General features: G+C 63.0%; 16 protein-coding genes. 8 read left to right on the top strand and 8 right to left on the bottom strand.

Annotated elements, in window-relative coordinates; genetic code table 11:
• Genes BMY91_RS18575 through BMY91_RS18590 form a run of 4 tightly spaced genes read left to right on the top strand, consistent with a single transcriptional unit; the run spans position 1 to position 5,361 of the window.
• Positions 1-1,212: an MFS transporter gene (locus BMY91_RS18575; RefSeq protein ID WP_090824865.1), complete on the top strand. Its 1,212-nt coding sequence runs from the start codon at positions 1-3 to the stop codon at positions 1,210-1,212.
• The gene (locus tag BMY91_RS18580; protein ID WP_090824630.1) at positions 1,209-2,480 is read left to right on the top strand and encodes an FG-GAP repeat domain-containing protein; all 1,272 of its coding nucleotides are present in this window, start codon (positions 1,209-1,211) and stop codon (positions 2,478-2,480) included. Before BMY91_RS18575 ends, BMY91_RS18580 begins: the two co-directional genes overlap by 4 nt.
• The gene (locus BMY91_RS18585) at positions 2,480-4,177 is read left to right on the top strand and encodes an FAD-binding oxidoreductase (RefSeq protein WP_218143861.1); all 1,698 of its coding nucleotides are present in this window, start codon (positions 2,480-2,482) and stop codon (positions 4,175-4,177) included. The genes BMY91_RS18580 and BMY91_RS18585 overlap by 1 nt, the downstream gene beginning before the upstream one ends.
• Entirely contained in the window at positions 4,174-5,361 is a 1,188-nt protein-coding gene (locus BMY91_RS18590) for an acyltransferase family protein (protein ID WP_090824632.1), read from the top strand. The genes BMY91_RS18585 and BMY91_RS18590 overlap by 4 nt, the downstream gene beginning before the upstream one ends.
• Before the next feature lie 73 nt (positions 5,362-5,434).
• Here BMY91_RS18590 and BMY91_RS18595 read toward each other — a convergent pair whose 3' ends face one another.
• Positions 5,435-6,316 (bottom strand): helix-turn-helix transcriptional regulator, encoded by an 882-nt coding sequence (locus BMY91_RS18595; protein ID WP_090824634.1) that lies wholly within the window; start codon positions 6,314-6,316, stop codon positions 5,435-5,437.
• Between the two features lie 322 nt (positions 6,317-6,638).
• On the opposite strand from BMY91_RS18595, the gene BMY91_RS18600 reads away from it, so the two are divergent.
• Positions 6,639-8,027 carry an MFS transporter gene (locus BMY91_RS18600; protein ID WP_090824868.1) on the top strand — a complete coding sequence of 463 codons (1,389 nt, stop codon included), beginning with the start codon at positions 6,639-6,641 and terminating at the stop codon, positions 8,025-8,027.
• 181 nt (positions 8,028-8,208) lie between these two features.
• Here the strand turns inward: BMY91_RS18600 and BMY91_RS18605 are convergent, their stop codons facing one another.
• From BMY91_RS18605 to BMY91_RS18620, 4 genes are all read right to left on the bottom strand, one after another.
• A complete protein-coding gene (locus BMY91_RS18605; protein WP_090824636.1) occupies positions 8,209-8,628 on the bottom strand; it encodes a serine protease inhibitor in 420 nt (139 codons plus the stop codon).
• Positions 8,629-8,657: 29 nt separating this feature from the next.
• Positions 8,658-9,596: a 3-methyladenine DNA glycosylase gene (locus tag BMY91_RS18610; protein ID WP_090824638.1), complete on the bottom strand. Its 939-nt coding sequence runs from the start codon at positions 9,594-9,596 to the stop codon at positions 8,658-8,660.
• On the bottom strand, positions 9,583-10,110 hold the full coding sequence (locus BMY91_RS18615; RefSeq protein WP_090824640.1) for an SSI family serine proteinase inhibitor: 528 nt from the start codon (positions 10,108-10,110) through the stop codon (positions 9,583-9,585). The genes BMY91_RS18610 and BMY91_RS18615 overlap by 14 nt, the downstream gene beginning before the upstream one ends.
• A 115-nt stretch (positions 10,111-10,225) precedes the next feature.
• On the bottom strand, positions 10,226-10,690 hold the full coding sequence (locus BMY91_RS18620) for a MarR family winged helix-turn-helix transcriptional regulator (RefSeq protein WP_090824642.1): 465 nt from the start codon (positions 10,688-10,690) through the stop codon (positions 10,226-10,228).
• Between the two features lie 94 nt (positions 10,691-10,784).
• Here BMY91_RS18620 and BMY91_RS18625 point away from each other — a divergent pair, with 94 nt between their 5' ends.
• The 3 genes from BMY91_RS18625 to BMY91_RS18635 all read left to right on the top strand — a co-directional run bounded on the left by BMY91_RS18625 (position 10,785) and on the right by BMY91_RS18635 (position 11,815).
• On the top strand, positions 10,785-11,009 hold the full coding sequence (locus BMY91_RS18625; RefSeq protein ID WP_090824644.1) for a hypothetical protein: 225 nt from the start codon (positions 10,785-10,787) through the stop codon (positions 11,007-11,009).
• A 121-nt stretch (positions 11,010-11,130) separates the two neighbouring features.
• Positions 11,131-11,364, top strand: coding sequence for a hypothetical protein (locus tag BMY91_RS18630; RefSeq protein WP_090824646.1), 234 nt, complete (start codon positions 11,131-11,133; stop codon positions 11,362-11,364).
• A gap of 100 nt (positions 11,365-11,464) precedes the next feature.
• Complete coding sequence (locus BMY91_RS18635) at positions 11,465-11,815, top strand: LapA family protein (protein ID WP_090824648.1); 351 nt, start codon at positions 11,465-11,467, stop codon at positions 11,813-11,815.
• 111 nt (positions 11,816-11,926) lie between these two features.
• Here the strand turns inward: BMY91_RS18635 and BMY91_RS18640 are convergent, their stop codons facing one another.
• The 3 genes from BMY91_RS18640 to BMY91_RS18650 form a co-directional block, all read right to left on the bottom strand.
• Entirely contained in the window at positions 11,927-12,226 is a 300-nt protein-coding gene (locus tag BMY91_RS18640) for a DUF4193 domain-containing protein (RefSeq protein ID WP_011773410.1), read from the bottom strand.
• Positions 12,227-12,381: 155 nt separating this feature from the next.
• A complete protein-coding gene (locus BMY91_RS18645) occupies positions 12,382-14,877 on the bottom strand; it encodes a beta-glucosidase family protein (RefSeq protein ID WP_090824650.1) in 2,496 nt (831 codons plus the stop codon).
• Entirely contained in the window at positions 14,878-16,149 is a 1,272-nt protein-coding gene (locus BMY91_RS18650) for an MFS transporter (RefSeq protein WP_256212826.1), read from the bottom strand.
• Positions 16,150-16,191 lie beyond the last annotated feature (42 nt).

Consider the following 16,191-nt stretch of genomic DNA (forward strand, 5'->3'; position numbering starts at 1 on the left):
ATGCCGTTGGGGCTGCTGGCCCTCGCGGTGGGAGGCTTCGGCATCGGCCTCACCGAGTTCGTCATCCTGGGACTATTGCCGGAGGTGGCGGCGGATTTCTCCGTCAGCATTCCGGTTGCCGGGCACCTGGTTTCCGGTTACGCATTAAGCGTCGCCGTCGGAGGGGTGCTGGTGACTGCAGCGACGGCGGCCCTTCGCCCCAAGACTGTTCTGTGCGCCTTGATGGTGCTCTTCATTCTGGGAAACCTGCTGTCAGCGGTGGCCGGGGACTACGCAACCATGTTTGCGGGCAGAATCGTGGCGGCGCTGTGCCACGGGGCGTTCTTCGGGATTGGAGCCGTGTTGGCTTCACAGCTGGTCACCCCGGATCGCAAAGCCAGGGCAATCTCCATCATGTTCGCCGGGCTGACCATCGCCAACGTCCTCGGCGTTCCCTTGGGTACGTTCCTCGGCCAACAGCTGGGATGGAGATCCACTTTCTGGGCGATCACCATTGTGGGAATCATCGCCCTGGCCGGACTGATGGCCTACGTACCGGCGCAGGACGCCGTCGAGCGGGGACCGGGACAGCTGCGACGCGAGCTCGGGGCTTTCACGTCCGGCCAGGTGTGGCTGTCCATTCTGGTCACCGTCTTCGGGTTCGGGGCCATGTTCGGCGCGTTCACTTACTTCGCACCGATGCTCACCGAGCTCGCCGGGATGCCGGCAGGGGCGGTGCCGTGGATGCTGGTCATTTTCGGCGTCGGACTGTTCACCGGGAACATCATCGGTGGCAAGGCGGCGGACGGAAACCTGGACAAATCCTTGGTGGCCCTCCTCTCGGCATTGACCGTTGTTTTGCTGGTCTTCACAGTTACCGTCCATAACCCGTGGGGTGCGGCGGTGACACTGTTCCTCCTCGGTGCTGTCGGATTCGCGGCAGTGCCCGGAATGCAGACCCGCGTCCTGTCCTTCGCGCACAGAGCGCCAACGCTGGCTTCCGGAGTCAACATCTCCGCGTTCAACCTTGGCAACGCGATAGGCGCCCACCTCGGCGGGACAACCATCGCGGCAGGGCTTGGCTTGGCCTCACCCATCTGGGTTGGCGCAGGCCTGGCCATCATCGCTGTCGCGCTCATTGCGTCAGCGTCGCTGATGCTGCGACGAACGAACACCTCAGGCACACCGGAAACAGCACCATCACCCGTACTCACACGAAAGGTACTCTCATGACTTCACCAGCGATCCCCAAGACCACACCCACTCTGGATGTCACCGAACCGGTATTCGGAACCGAGACAGTCACGGACTTCCTGCGCGACGGCTACTGGCTGGAAGCGGCAGATATTGACGGCGACGGCAAGCCGGACCTCGTTGGCTACGGCCTGAAAGTCGGTGAAATCTACTGGTACAAAAATCCCACCTGGGAAAAGAAGCTGGTGCTGGACAAGATCAAAGAACCCGTCGGCATGGACTTCGGTGACATCACCGGTGACGGCACCACGGACCTGGTGGTTTGCTACCAGCTTTATGGTCCGGGCGGAACCATCCACCACGCTGACCCCGAAGGCGGCAAGATCGACTGGCTGGAAAACCCCGGCAACCCGTCCGAAGCCACCGAAAACTGGAAGCGGCATTACGTCGGGCGTGCCATCGGCATGCACCGTTTGCGCGTCGGCCACTTCACGCGTACGGACAAGATCCAGATCATCGGGTTCCCCATCGTTGCCGTCGAGGACGTCCACGCTGTCCTGCCCGTGGTGCTGTTCACCCCTACCGATGACCCTCGCGCCGAATGGGACAAGGAAATCATCAGCGACTCGGACTTCCGGATGATCCACGGCGTCGCCAAGAAGGGCGGACTGATTCCCGGCTCACCGCTGGACTCCATCCTCATGGCCTCCGATGAAGGCGTCACGTGGCTCTACTACGACCAGGACAACAACACCTGGGCTTGGGAGCACATCGGAGACGGCGAGGAAAGCCAATTCGAGAAAACCACCTTCAAAGGCAGCGGGGACGTCGACGGCGGCCGCATCGGCGATGATCCTCTGGCCTACGTGGCCGCGATTGAACCTTTCCACGGCAACACCGTCGCTGTGTACGTGCGCAGCGGGGGAGACGCGGAGGCTGCGGGATGGACACGGCACCTGCTGGACATCTACGGGGACCCGAACCAGAACGGTGAGGGCCCCGGTCACACTGTCATGTGCCGCGATTTCGATGGAGACGGCGACGACGAATTCCTGATTGGCCTGCGCGGTCCGGACCCCTGGCAGGGCGCGTACTACTACAAAGCCGTAGATCTGGCGAAGGGCCTGTTCCTGAAATGGAAGGTCTCCGGGGAGTCCATCGCCCGCATCGTTGCCGGTGACTTCACCGGCAACGGCGCAGAAGATTTCGCCACCATCTCCTACTCGGTCCAGCACTACTTCGTTGCCCCCAAAGCCGAAATCACCCTGCACCCGAACAACACCGTCCAACGTGGAGGATCGAACTGATGACAACCACCCAAAAGACCGGCATTGGCAGACGGTTCTTCATGGCAGGGTCCGCCGGCACCATCGCGGCAGCTTCCTTGGCCGCACTCGGAACCGCCGATGCCCCGCAGGCGCAGGCCGCAACGGAATCCGCGACTGTACCTGATGGCTCGGTCATCAAATCCGGGGACTCCCGCTATGCGGACCTCATGACCGGCAACAACCAGCGCTTCGTCTCCCATCCCGACTACGTCCGGTTGATCACCAGCACCAGGGACGCCGAGGATGCCGTCCGCGAAGCAGTCCGCACCGGAAAGAAGGTCTCTGTACGAAGCGGCGGCCACTGCTTTGCTGATTTTGTCTGCAACCCTTCCATCCAGGTCATCCTTGATGTGTCCCCGATGAACGCGGTGTACTACGACAAAAAGATGGGGGCCTTCGCAGTGGAGCCCGGCGCCCGCCTCATGAACGTCTACGAAACGCTGTACAAGAATTGGGGCGTCACCGTTCCCGGCGGCATCTGCTACAGCGTCGGTGCAGGCGGTCACATAGCCGGAGGCGGCTACGGCTTGCTCTCCCGCTCGCACGGACTGGTGGTGGACCACCTCTACGCCGTCGAAGTGGTGACCGTGGATGCGCGCCGTAAAGTCCGCACCGTCACCGCGACCCGCGACGACAAAGGCGAGCTCGGTGACCTGTGGTGGGCACACACCGGCGGGGGCGGGGGCAACTGGGGCATCGTTACCAAATACTGGTTCCGGTCTCCGGGAACTCAGGGCAAGAACCCCTCAGAGCAACTGGTCAAGGCTCCTTCCACCGTTTTGGTCAGTGCCATTTCCATTCCGTGGGACCAGCTGGATGACATCAAATTCAGGCGCCTCATCACCAACTTCGGAACCTGGCATGAGAAATACAGGCAGCCAGGGACCCCGGAATCACACCTCAGCAGCCTCTTCAACGTGAGCTCCAAAGCCCATGGAAGCCTGGGAATGTTCACCCAGATCGACGCGGCGGCTCCGGACGCCAAGGGCGTGATGGAACGCTACGTGGAAGCGATCCTGGACGGAGTTGCCATCACTCCCGAGCCCTTGGAGAAACCCAACGGCGAGATCCCGGCCATGCCCGGGTTCTTCAAGACCCGTGAAATCCCGTGGCTGCAGGCTACCCGCCTGGTAGGCACTGATAACCCGGTTATCACCAACCCCACCAGCCGTGGCGCCCATAAATCGGCATATCTCAACCAGAAGTTCACCGATGACCAGATTGCGGTGCTCTACCGTCAGATGAGCAGGCCGGACTTCACCAACCCCAACACCATGCTGGTGCTGTTCTCCTTCGGCGGACAGGTCAATGCTGTGGCTCCTGACGCCACAGCAAACGCGCAGCGCCAATCCGCGTTCAAATTCTGCCTCCAAACGTTTTGGTCGGAGGCAGCAGATGATGATTTCTACCTTGGCTGGGAGCGGGAAACCTACCAGGGCATGTTCAAAACCACGGGCGGCGTACCCGTCCCAGGCGAGCAGCTGGACGGCTGCTACATCAACTATCCGGACGTTGATGTAGCCACCAGCGAGCACAACAGCTCCGGTGTTGGCTGGCAGACCCTGTACTTCAAGGGAAACTACCCCCGGCTTCAGCGAGCCAAGGCAAGCTGGGACCCCAGCAACTTCTTCACCCACAGCCTCGGCATCGAGCTCCCGGCAGGACGTGCATCATGACCGCCCCGGTTCCCGAGGCGACCACCGCCCGGCCCCGGCTCAGCAAGCTGCCCTCCCTGACAGGGTTGCGTTTCTTCGCTGCGCTGTTGGTGTTCTTCTTCCACATCACGCTGTCCAACTCACCCATACCGCCCAACGATCCCATCAACCCGTTCGCCGACGCCGGGCTCGGATCAACCCTTGAATGGATGGTCAGCAAAGCCGGCTACGTGGGGGTCTCGTTCTTCTTCGTCCTGAGCGGCTTCCTGCTGGCCTGGGCGTCGAAGCCGGGGGAGGCAAAACGTCACTTCTGGCGGCGCCGGTTGTTGAAGATCTTCCCTAACCACCTGGTGATGTGGGCGCTGTCCATGATCCTGTTCGCAGCTGCAATCAACCCTCCACTTGGATGGATCAGCAACCTCTTTTTGGTGAACTCGTTCATCCCGGATGCCTCCGTCTACGTCGCGGTCAACCCGCCGTCATGGACGCTGAACAGCGAACTGCTCTTCTACATGCTGTTCCCTTTGCTCATGGTCCCCATCAGGAAGATTCCCGGCAACCGGCTGTGGGTATGGGCATGGGCCACCGTTGGCGCGATGATCGCGGTGCAGCTGGTCACCACGTACCTGATCCCTGCCACGCCGGTATCGGCGCTGACACCCATCTCTGAAGCCCAGTTCTGGTTCGGGTACATTTTTCCGCCCGCACGGCTGTTCGAATTCATCCTTGGCTCCATCCTGGCCCGGATAGTCCTGTCAGGGCGCTGGGTTCCCTTGAAGATGTGGCACACCCTGGTGCTCTGCGTCGCCGGCTACGCCGCCGCAATGGTGGTCCCGTTTGTTTACTCCTTCAACGTGGCCACCATCATTCCGGTCGCGGCGATCATCTGCACGGTTGCAACCCGGGACATCGCAGGCCATACAAGCTTCCTTGGCTCCAAACCCATGGTGTGGCTGGGGAACATCTCCTTTGGCTTCTACCTGTGCCAGGGAGTGGTGATCTTCTACGGACGCATTCTCCTTGGTAACGAGGTGTACCCAACGCCTGTCGCCTTGCTGGTGGTGGCCGGATTCTTTGTGGCTACGTTGTTGGGCGGATGGGCCCTGTACGCCCTCGTGGAGAAGCCAGTGATGGACCGCTGGGCGCGGCCGCGGCCCAAGCAGGTCCAGCCTGAGCCCGTTCGGGCCACAGTGACCGCCTCATAGACGCGGAAGAACGGAAGGCCCGATCCTGGTGGATCGGGCCTTCCCGTTGTATGAAGCCGTAGTGCTCAGGACATTACCTGGTAGCGGGATGTGGAGCTTCTTCCGTCACGCCGGCCTCGCTGGAAGTCAACAATTGCAGGGCTTCGGCTGCGGGCGTTCCGGGATCGGCGGTGTACATCAGGATCCGGTGTCCCGATTCGTCGGGCGGGGTCAGGACCTCGAAGTTGAGCTCAATATCGCCTACCTCAGGGTGATGCATGTACTTCAGGCCGGACATGCAGTTCTCCACAGGGTGCCGTGCCCACAAATTGGCGAACTCTTCACTGTTCATGGTCAACTCACCAACCAATGAGGCGAGTTCCGGGTCGTCGGTGGCGCGGCCCGCCACCAGCCGCAGCGATGACACCGCACGGGTGGCCTCTTCAAGCCAGCGTGTGTAGAGCTCACGGGTGTGGCGGTCCAGGAACAGCAGCCGCGTCATGTTGGGCCTCGTTGAAGGCGTCTCGGGCGCGGCGAAGTCCAAGTGACCAGCCACAAGCCTGTGACCAATCCGGTTCCAGGCGAGCACTTCACTGCGGCGTCCCAAGACGACGGCGGGTGTGTTGGACATCGACTGGATGAGCCGTAAGGTGCCGGGCCTTACCTTGTCCGGCTTGGTCAGTGTCCGCCTTTTGGTTGTCCCGGGCCGGGCAAGATTGAAAAGGTGCGCGCGCTCATCGGTGTTCAGGTAAAGCGCCCGGGCAATAGCATCGATGACCGCTTCGGAGGCGTTGTTACTGAGGCCCTGCTCCAAGCGGGTGTAGTAGGTGTTGCTGACGCCGGCAAGCATGGCGAGCTCTTCCCTGCGGAGGCCGGGTACGCGGCGGATGCCGTAGTTCAGAAGGCCAACGTCCTCTGGCTGTAAGGCAGCTCTTCGGACGCGAAGGAACTCCCCAAGTTCACTTAGATTACTCATGGGCCCATTCTGCCGGTCTTGAGCGGCGCTGTCCTGTCCCTGCCAGTGACACCTTGATACGACGTCGCACAAGTTCTTGTGACAAGACAGTGGCGTCCAGGCAAGGTAGGGGCCTGTCCCGCCTGTCACTGCCAGGGGTAGGCAGAAGGGGGTGTGGTTGATCCCCAGGCCTTCCGTGAGTGTGGAGATGTGAAGATGCCGTCCGCGGACGGCGACCCCTCCAGAGAAGGACAACTCCATGACCACGCAACCGGATGTCACCACAGGACCCGGCGTTCCACCCTTAGTCGAGGCCCAGCGGCCCGCTGAACCGACAAAACGTATGTCTGGCCGGCAAAGGCTGGCACTCATTGTTCTGCTCGCGGCGAGTTTTACCCTCGCCGTCGACTTCTCGATCCTCAACGTCGCGCTCCCGGCCATTGGCGCCGATGTAGGTTTCAGCTTGGAGAACCTTCAGTGGATTGCGACTGCATTCGCGCTCTGCGCTGCCGGGCTCACACTGCTGTTTGGTCGCGTGGCGGACATCGCGGGCCGCCGCAAGATGTTCATCATTGGCATGGCCTTGCTGGGCGCAGCATCGCTCGCCGGTGGCTTGGCTGCCGATCCTGCTTTGTTGCTCATCGCCCGGGTCGGCCAGGGTGTTGCAACGGCGATCGTGGTTCCGGCGGCACTGTCTTTGCTGCTGGCTTCGTTCCCGGAAGGTCCGCTGCGTGATAAAGCTTTGGGCCTCAACGGGTCCCTGATGGCTGCCGGGTTCACAACGGGGGCAATCCTCGGCGGACTGCTGACGGACCTGCTCAGCTGGCGATGGGCCTTCTTCATCAACGTTCCCGTAGCCATTGCAGTGCTCATCATCGCCCCCATTGTTTTGGCAGAGAGCAAGCCCGCCACCAAGTTGAGGTTGGACGTTCCCGGTGCCATCACGGTGACCCTCGGCCTTCTGGCGCTGGTGTTTGGTCTGACGAATGCCGCTGAGCACTCGTGGGCTGACCCGCTGACGCTGGGCTCCCTCGCAGCAGCCGTGGTGTTGTTCGTTGCCTTCGTGGCCGTCGAACGACGAGCCGCATCACCGTTGGTACCGCTGGACATTCTCAAGCGCTCCACGGTCGCTTGGGGCAACATCGCGGGCATCCTTGCCTTCGTCACCGAAACATCCTTGGTATTCCTGTTGACGCTGTACCTGCAGCAGGTCCTCGGGTACACGCCGCTCGGTGCCGGCCTGGCTTTCGCAGTCCTGGGTCTCGGAACTGTTCTGGGTGGTGTTCTTGGCCCCAAGGTCATCGGAAAGATCGGCAACAAGAAAGCGATTGTCTACGGATTCATCGTCCAGGCCATCGCCACCGGTGCCCTCGTAGTGCTCAGCGCGGACCCCGCCTCCATCGTCCTGCTGCTGGTTGCCACGTTCGTAGGGGGCGTCGCCAACCTCGTGGTGATCGTCGGATTCATGGTCACCGCAACCTCCGGACTGCCCGATGAAGAGCAGGGCCTCGCCACCGGGTTGGCAACCATGAGCCAGCAGATCGGCATCACCATGGGTATCCCGATCATGAGCGCCATCTTCACTGCACAGATCCTCGCAATCGGGAACAACGATGCCCCGGCCGTCCTCAGCGGCGTCACCACAGCTATTTGGGTCAATGCGGGCCTGTGCCTGCTCACGGCTCTGGTGGTGGGACTGTTCCTCCGCAAGCCCGCCCCGGCCGTCAGCTAGGGCTGGCCAGGTCCGCTATGGGCGGCACCTGGTCCTCGAACGGATCCAAACCCGGCCCGCGCTGCCCTGTGGGGGGAGTTATCCCCACAGGGCAGAGGCCCGCCGTGGTTCAGACGGCCCCGTACGTATAGGGTTTCCAAAAAGCTGGGTGTGATTCCCAGAACTGAGTGGGGGAATTGCCCTACACAGCGCCGGTGGAACCCCCGGTGTTCCCCAACAGGGCCGCCAACGTCTTCCACCGCGCGATCTCGCAGCCGTCCGTCCGGCTGAAGTGGCTAAGTACTTTGCGGCCACGGAACCAGCCCTTGACCACGGCCACTTGGGGGCCGCCGTACTGCTGCGTGCAGATTCGGTCCGGCCGCGGCTCGGGAAAGAAGATTTCTTCCCCGAATTGCTCGACGGCGGCAAGCGCCGCAGGCGCGTCCGGCAAGTTTGAGTGTATCGATTCCGGGTCCGGCGAGAGGATGCCGGCGGCGGACCGCAGGTGGAACTCCCGGCTCTCAGCGCCAGGTGCCTCTGTCAGCGTGACTGTCAGGTCGACGTCGTATTCGCTCGTGCTTGTGTCGCTGTAGTTTGCGTCGTTCTCTTGAGGGGAAACCATGGGTACCTTTCGCTGGTGGCGGCGGGTGCCTAGGCAGCCAACCCGCTCAGCTGGTTCAGGAGCGGCCCCACTGCCTGGAGCACGCGGGCCCGCAGCTCCTGGGATTCGGCCGCGAAAGCCCGCTGGTACTCAACGTACTCGGCTTTGCCCTGCGGTGTCTCAATCCTGATAGGTGGGTAGCCCCATTCTTCGAGATCGTAAGGGGAGGCCTGCATGTCCATGGTCCGGATCCGCCACGACAACTCGAAGCAGTCCATCACCAGCCCACTGGGCAGCGCGGGCGTCAGCTTGTAGGCCCATTTGTAGAGGTCCATGTTGGCGTGCAGGCATCCCGGCTGCTCCATGGTCCGCTGGTTCTCACGGGTGGGTGTGAGCTCGTTCAGTGGGATGGCATCCGGTGTGTAGAAACGGAAGGCATCGAAGTGGGAGCAGCGGATGCGGTTCTCTTCCACCACAGTGTCCGTGCCCTCGCCGCCGAGCCGGAGCTTCAAGTATTCGTGCCGCAGCTCGAACTTCTCCTGCCGGTACACCATGGCCCACTCGTGCAGCCCGAAGCAACCGAACTGGGCCGGCCGCTTCGCTGTGCCGCCCAGGATGATCCCCGCGAAACGGACTGCTTCCGCGCGGTCCGCCAGGAAGCCGTCCCGGTCAAAGGTGACCGCAGGGGTGCCCGCCGGCAAGCCCGCAGAGGCGAGGTCGTCGTCGTCGAGCGTTCGGTAGAACTTCCACGCGGCGCGCTCCAGGGCGCGATCCCCACTGAGGACCACGCCGTCGCCGGGATGCCAGCGGAGCAGCTGGCCCGGTTTCTGGGTGTAATACGTAAAGAGGAAGTCCTCAACGGGGTGCTTCTTACCTGCCGATCGTCGTGACAGATAGGGATCTGCGTACCGCGCGACCCGCGCATGGTGGGCTGCCTCCAGCCCGAGCCATTGCTCCTGGGGGAGGTGTTGCAGCCTAGAGTCCGCCATCTGAACCGAGGACGCTCTTCGCGGCGTCCCACAGGGCGATCTGGCAGCCGTCCGTGCGGCTGAAGGCGGCCGTGACTTCCTTGCCGTCCACGGCTCCGGTCACTGTGGCCGTGGCGGGACCGCCGTACTGCATGGTGCACGCCTGGTCCGTCCGGGTAGGTGCCGGGCTCAGGATGGCGGGGCTGTTCTTGATGGTGGCGCACGCTTCCGCTGCGGACGGATGCTTGCTTTCGGCGGCTGGCGTGCCGCCGGCACACACGAGTGTAAAGGTCTGAGGTGCCGCTTCCGGGGTCTCAAGGAGCGTGATGGAGAGCTCGGCGTTGCCCTGACCGGGGGTGGCCGGCTGGCTGCTGGTGGTGGGAGCGCTGCTGGAAGGAGCGTTGCTGGAAGGAGCCGCCGACGACGGTGCTTGGGTTGCGCTGCCCGTGGAGCCTGGGGTGGGGGTGCCGGAGCATGCGGCGAGGCCAGCGAGGGCCAGGACTGCCAACAGGGGCCGAACAAATCGCATGCGCATGGAATCTCCTAAGTTGCGTCCATTTTACGCGGCACGTGTGGTGCCCGCGTCCTCGCTTCAAGGAGACCACCGCGGCCCTGCGCTTGGCTAGGGATAGTGCGCGCTGATGTGGCGGTCAGGAAGAGCTGTTGCGTTGGGTAGCTGCAATCAGGCCCGTCATGGCCTGGTGGAGCCCGGCCACTTCTTCGCGGCTGAGTTGCAGGCGCTCGCGGATTTCGCCGGGAACGGCCGTTGCCTGCTCGCGGAGCGCTGCGCCCTTGGCTGTGAGCTTGATGGCCAATGCGCGCTCGTTGCCGGGCACCCGTTCGCGGGTGATGAGCTCGGCTTCCTCCAGCCGCTTCAGCAAGGGGGAGAGGGTGGCGGGCTCGTGGAGGAGGCTGTCGCTGATGTCCTTGAGGGTCCGCGGGCTCCGTTCCCAGAGCGCAAGCATCACCAGGTATTGGGGGTGGGTGAGCCCCAGGCGTTCCAGCACTGGCTTGTAGACGCCCACCACGCTTCGGGACGCCACGGTGAGCGCGAAGCAGAGCTGGCGCTCCAGCAGGAGGTCGTCCTCCTGGGTGGTGTCGCTGACGGTGGTCATGGTTTCCTCCTGCTTGATGCCCCGGTTAGTTAGTGTACTAATGATTAGCGTACTATGGACTTATTGAACCGTCTAAAAGAGGAGTCGATCAAGCGTGGCAAAGGAATCCCTTACGCGGAAGTTCATGCGCGCCACTGGGAAGTTTCGGGTCATTTTTGGTCCGGCGCAAAGCAGTTCCCTTGATCATGAAATGACCGAGGCAAACCGGACGTTGCTTGCCCAGCGCCAGGCTGAGACGCAGCAATGGGAAACCCTCCGCCGCCCCGATGGCAGCACCTATGTGGTGCCCCGCAACCCGGACGACAAATCCCTGCGCTGACACCGCGCCAAGCCTCTGGCGCCGGAGCCTTTTGGGGCTGCCGGGCGTAAAATTGCCTTACGGGCGGCACGCAGGTGCCCTGCCGTTTTTTCTCTCCCGTAAGAAAGGAGGTGGAAGAACAATGGGACGCAAGTTGGAAGGCTTCCAGCATGTGACCGAAAGGCTGACGTACGTCTTTGGACCGGCAACCCACGGCGACACGGACTCCCCTGTGGTGCACAAGCATGACGACTTCGAGACGGCCTCCGAGCAGGACTTGAAGAACTTCGATGTCGAGACTGATTCGGAAGGCCATCACTACGCCGTTCGGAACAATGATCCGGGACCAACAAGCACGGATTACTCGATGAAATAGGCGGAAACGTCATCCAGCCGTCACGCCCCTGTTGTGCAATTCATCAGCATGCTTATGATGTTCATGGCACAGCATCAGCTGTCTGGGGAGGGGCCAATCCATGAGTTTCCAAGAAGATGCCGCAAGGATTCCTGTCGGTTCGGAACCGCAGGAACGCATAGTCGCGCCCCCGGTGCCGGGTCGGTCCAGGCCCACCCGGACCGCTGCGGTTTGGGTCGCGGTGGCTGTGGGGCTGGTCCTCCTGGTCATGTTGATCGTGTTCTTCGTTCAAAACCAGGACGAGATCACTGTCCGTTTCCTGGGATTTGAGGGGACCCTCGCGCTGGGGACCACGCTCTTCATCGCCGCCGTTGGTGGAGGGGTCCTGGTGGCCTTGGCGGGAGGGGCGCGGATCCTCCAGCTTAGGATCGCCAACCACCGCCGGAACAAGACCGTGGGCGGCCCACTCTAGCGCTGGGCGTTAATTGCGGAAGGACCGGAGCGCTCGCTCCGGTCCTTCCGCAATTAAATCCCGACGGCGGCACTCCCTGACGATGTTTAGCCCGCCGGGGTGGTGGGTCGTCTAGCCTTCGCAGTCAGTGCAGTAGGCGACGCCATCTTTTTCGCGAGCGATCTGCGAACGGTGGCGGACCAGGAAGCAGGAGTGACAAGTGAACTCGTCGTTTGCCTGCGGAATGACCTGGATGACCAGTTCTTCAGCGACGATTTCGCCGCCGGGGCCGTTGGCATCGAGGCCATCGGTTTCGTCCAGTTCAAGCACGACACTCTTGGCCGTGGGAGCGCTGGCGGACTGGAGAGCCTGGAGGGACTGCTCCTGGTTCTCTTTTACATCGGTACGGAGTTCGTCGTAATCGGCTGCCACTTTTTAATGCCTCTTCGTGTTAGGGGGTTACCGGGTATGCAACGTACAGCATGCCACGAAAATTCCATACCATACCCCAGTTCTACCGCTTGTGGCGAAAACCACGTGGGTGACGGCCAAAAAAAGCCGCCACCCAGCGTCATTTCGCACCTGTATTACCGGAGTTCGATGTCCATGGACTGGAACTCGTCGGCCGAGTGACGGCCCACCAGCAGACGGAACGTGCCCTGCTCAAACTGCCAGCCGCCGTCGTAATGCGCAAACGCCTTGGCGCGGATAGTTATTTCCACGCTCTCAGTGCCGGCGGGGGCGAGGTGCGTTCCGGCGTAGCCGGCGAGCCAGCGCACAGGCCTCTCCACGGCTGATTCAGGGCGTTCCAGATAAACCTGGACTACTTCCCGTCCTGTGCGGGTACCGGTGTTCTTGACGGGGACGTGGACCACAACATCGTTCCCGGCGGTCACCCCTTGGGGCGCGTGCGCCGTGCCGAGGTCAAAGGTGGTGTATCCAAGCCCGAAGCCGAACGGCAGGGCAGGAGCTGCGCCGCCTTCGGCTTGCTGCTTCAGCCAAGCACGGTAGCCGATGTGGATTCCCTCCGAGTAGACCACCTTGCCGTCCACGGGTGTGGTGCTCAGGACAGGGACGTCCTCCAGCGCGGCGGGCCAAGTGGTGGGAAGGCGTCCACCCGGCTCTTCGGCACCCAGGAGGATGTCCGCGATTGCGCTGCCGAACTCCTGGCCGCCGAACCAGCCCAGCAGGACTGCATCCACTGTGTCCAGCCACGGCATCACCACAGGCGAACCCGAGTTCACCACCACCACTGTGCGGGGATTCGCTGCCACCACAGCTTCCACCAACTGATTCTGGTAGCCGGGAAGATCCAAATCCTTGCGGTCGAAGCCCTCGGACTCGATGGCTGCGTTGGTGCCCACTACCACCACGGCTACGTCGGAGTTGAGGGCAGCTTCCACGGCGGCGTCGATCTCGGCCTGCGCATCTTCCACCACGGTTTCCTCGCCCAGCAGGATGGCGGTGAACGGGATGACCTGTTCCGCGGGCAACTGGTACTCGGCCTCGATCCGCACGCTCTGACCGGCCGTGGTTTCGATGGCGTGGACAGTCTTGGGAGGATCGAACAGCGCCGCGCCCAGGACTTCGGTATCGTCCTCAAGCTCGCTGTTGAAGACCTCCGTGCCGTCCAGGACAAAGCGGATCCGGCCCACGGTGCCCACGCCCAGGTGGTGGACGCCTGCTGTTTCGGCAGTCCAGTCTGCCTGCATGCGGATGGAGGCAGCGCCGTCGGGGATTCCGATGCCGAACCAAATCAGGTGCGACGCCAAGCGGTCTTCGCCGGAAATTTCGCTACCGTCAGCTGCCAGGAACGTGACGCGGATTCCGGGGACGTTGGAGACGGGGTTGTGCAGCGAGGTGCGGGGGAACGGCTGGATGCCCTCGGCAACCTTGGCGCCGCGAGCGTAGGTAACCATGACGTCGTCGGGCAGTGCGTTCCGCAGGCCCTCCAGCGGCGAGACGGTGTACTTGGGCATCACGGTGGCGCTTCCGCCGCCCTGCGTGCGGGCCTCGTCTGCGTTGTGGCCGATCACAGCAATGCTGCTAAGCGCCTTGGCGTCCAGCGGCAGGAGGCCCTTGTTGCGGACCAGCACGGCGCCGCGGACGGCTACTTCACGTGCGACGGCGGCACCGTCAAGTTGCGCGGGGAGCTGGGTGACAGCCGGCGTGAAGCCTTCCAGTGAGCCGACGCGGGCGGCCAGGCGCAGGATGCGGGTGACCTTCTCCAGGATGGACTCCCGGCTGACGCGGCCATCGTTGACGGCTGCGAGCAGCTTGGGTCCCCAATGGCCCACTGGGCCGGGCATTTCCAGGTCCTGGTGGGCGTTGGCGGCGTCGATCGAACGTACGCCGGTCCAGTCGGACACGACCACGCCGTCGAAGCCCCATTCGGTGGATAGCGGCGTTTCCAGCAGCTTGTTTTCGCTCGCGGTGGTGCCGTTGATGGAGTTGTAGGAGCTCATCACCAGCCAGGCACGGGCCTCGGTGATGGCGTCCTCAAACGCAGCCAGGTACAGCTCGCGGAGCGGACGTTCGTCCACCACGGAGTCGGCGGTGAAGCGCTCTGTCTCGGCTTCATTGGCCAAGTAATGCTTGGGTGTGGCGCCCACGCCCATGGATTGCACGCCGGCTACGTACCCGGCCGCCATGGTTGCGGTGAGCCGGGGGTCTTCGCTCATGCACTCGAAGTGGCGGCCGCCCAGGGGTGAGCGGTGCAGGTTGATGGTGGGACCCAGAACGGCCTGGACTCCCTTGCGGCGGGCTTCCTGGCCCAGGACCTGCCCGTAGCGGTTGGCGGTCTCGGCGCTCCACGTCGCAGACAAAGCCGACGACGACGGCAAGGAGACGGAGTCGTGGCGCTCATCGAAGTCTTCGCCGCGGACGCCCGCCGGTCCGTCGGACATGACCACGCGGGACAGGCCGATCTCCGGGATGGCGTGCGTGGACCAGACATCAGCGCCGGTCAGCAGCTGAACTTGCTGCTCGAGCGTCAGGCTCAGGGCGAGTTCGCGGATCCGCGCTTCGGCGTCCGGCGAACCGTCCTGTGGTGCCGTGACCGCTGCTGCGAGTGTGGGATTCATTTACTTGACTCCTTTGATACGGGTGACGAGGAGGGCGCCGATGATGCCGACTGCCGCACCACCGAGGAACAATGCGGGGTAGCCACCGAAGGCGATCACCGGGAACGCGATGGCGGGGACCAATGACTGCGGGAGGGCCTGTGCGATGTTGAAGACGCCGAACGTCTTGGCATTCTCAGACTGGTTGCCGGGCAGGAGGTCCGTGATGAGGGCTACGTCAACGGCACTGAAGACGCCCAGGCCGAGTCCGAGGATGCCCTGGCCAACCAGTACCTGGTTGGATTCAGTGCTGGTGGCGATCACGATCAGGCCCGCCATCATGATGAGCGCGGAAGCGATCACCATGCTCTTGCGCTTGCCTATGCGGTCGCTGATCCAACCACCGGCGAGGCTGGTGATCACAGTGCCGGCGGAGCTAACCAAGGTTGCTTGGAACACCAGGCCGGTGACCTGGGATTCGGCGATGTGGAGGTGGTCCGTGAAGAAATACGGCAGGTAGAGCAGCCCTGCGCAGTACCCGACGTAAACCATGAATTTGGTCAACCAAGCCCAGCCCAAACCGGGGAAGACCTTGGGGTTGAAGTAGAACGAGCCAAGGATCTCCTTGACGTTCAGCGGCGCCGGCTTTTCCGTGAGCACGCGGTCCTTGAAGGTGAACGCGAAGGCGATGGCAACGGCCGTGCCCACTATTCCGGGGACAACGGCCATCTGCAAGGCGTTATCGAACATCTGCGCGAAGAAGGCGGCCGCTACCAGGCCGATGGGGAGCGTCATGCCGATGAGGCCCGAGAGTCGTCCGCGTTCGGCCGGGGCAGCCTGGTCCGGCAGCGTTGCCACCAAGGCGGCCAGGGCGGCGTTGAAGCCCAGCTGTGCTACAACCCAGGCGACCAGGACGATTCCGACGTCTGTGGCTGAACCCAGCAGGAAAAGGGATGCCAAGCCAAGCAACGAGCCGCCCACGATCCAGGGCTTGCGCATCCCGAAGCGGGAGGTTGTCCGGTCGCTGAGGCGGCCAAAGAAAGGGTTGGCCAGCAAGGCGACAGCCGCGCCGACTCCGGCCACCAGGCTGAGTGCGCCCGCGCGGGTGTCCGGGGTGGTGATGTCGGAAACCTTGATGGCGAGGACCACCAGGGCCGGGGCGAGGACGGCCATCCAGAGGCCTGCGCTCGCGATGGGCATGCCGATGACGTAGGCGCGGGAAGCCGGGCCGGCCGCTGCAGCGTTTGGCCCGGTACTGATAACCGGAGCCTGTTGGGTGATATCGAGGGCCACATTGCCTCCTGTGAACGGTGACCCACCGTTGGGTCTCTGGTG

The organism is Arthrobacter sp. yr096 (assembly GCF_900108925.1).
Taxonomy (GTDB): domain Bacteria; phylum Actinomycetota; class Actinomycetes; order Actinomycetales; family Micrococcaceae; genus Arthrobacter.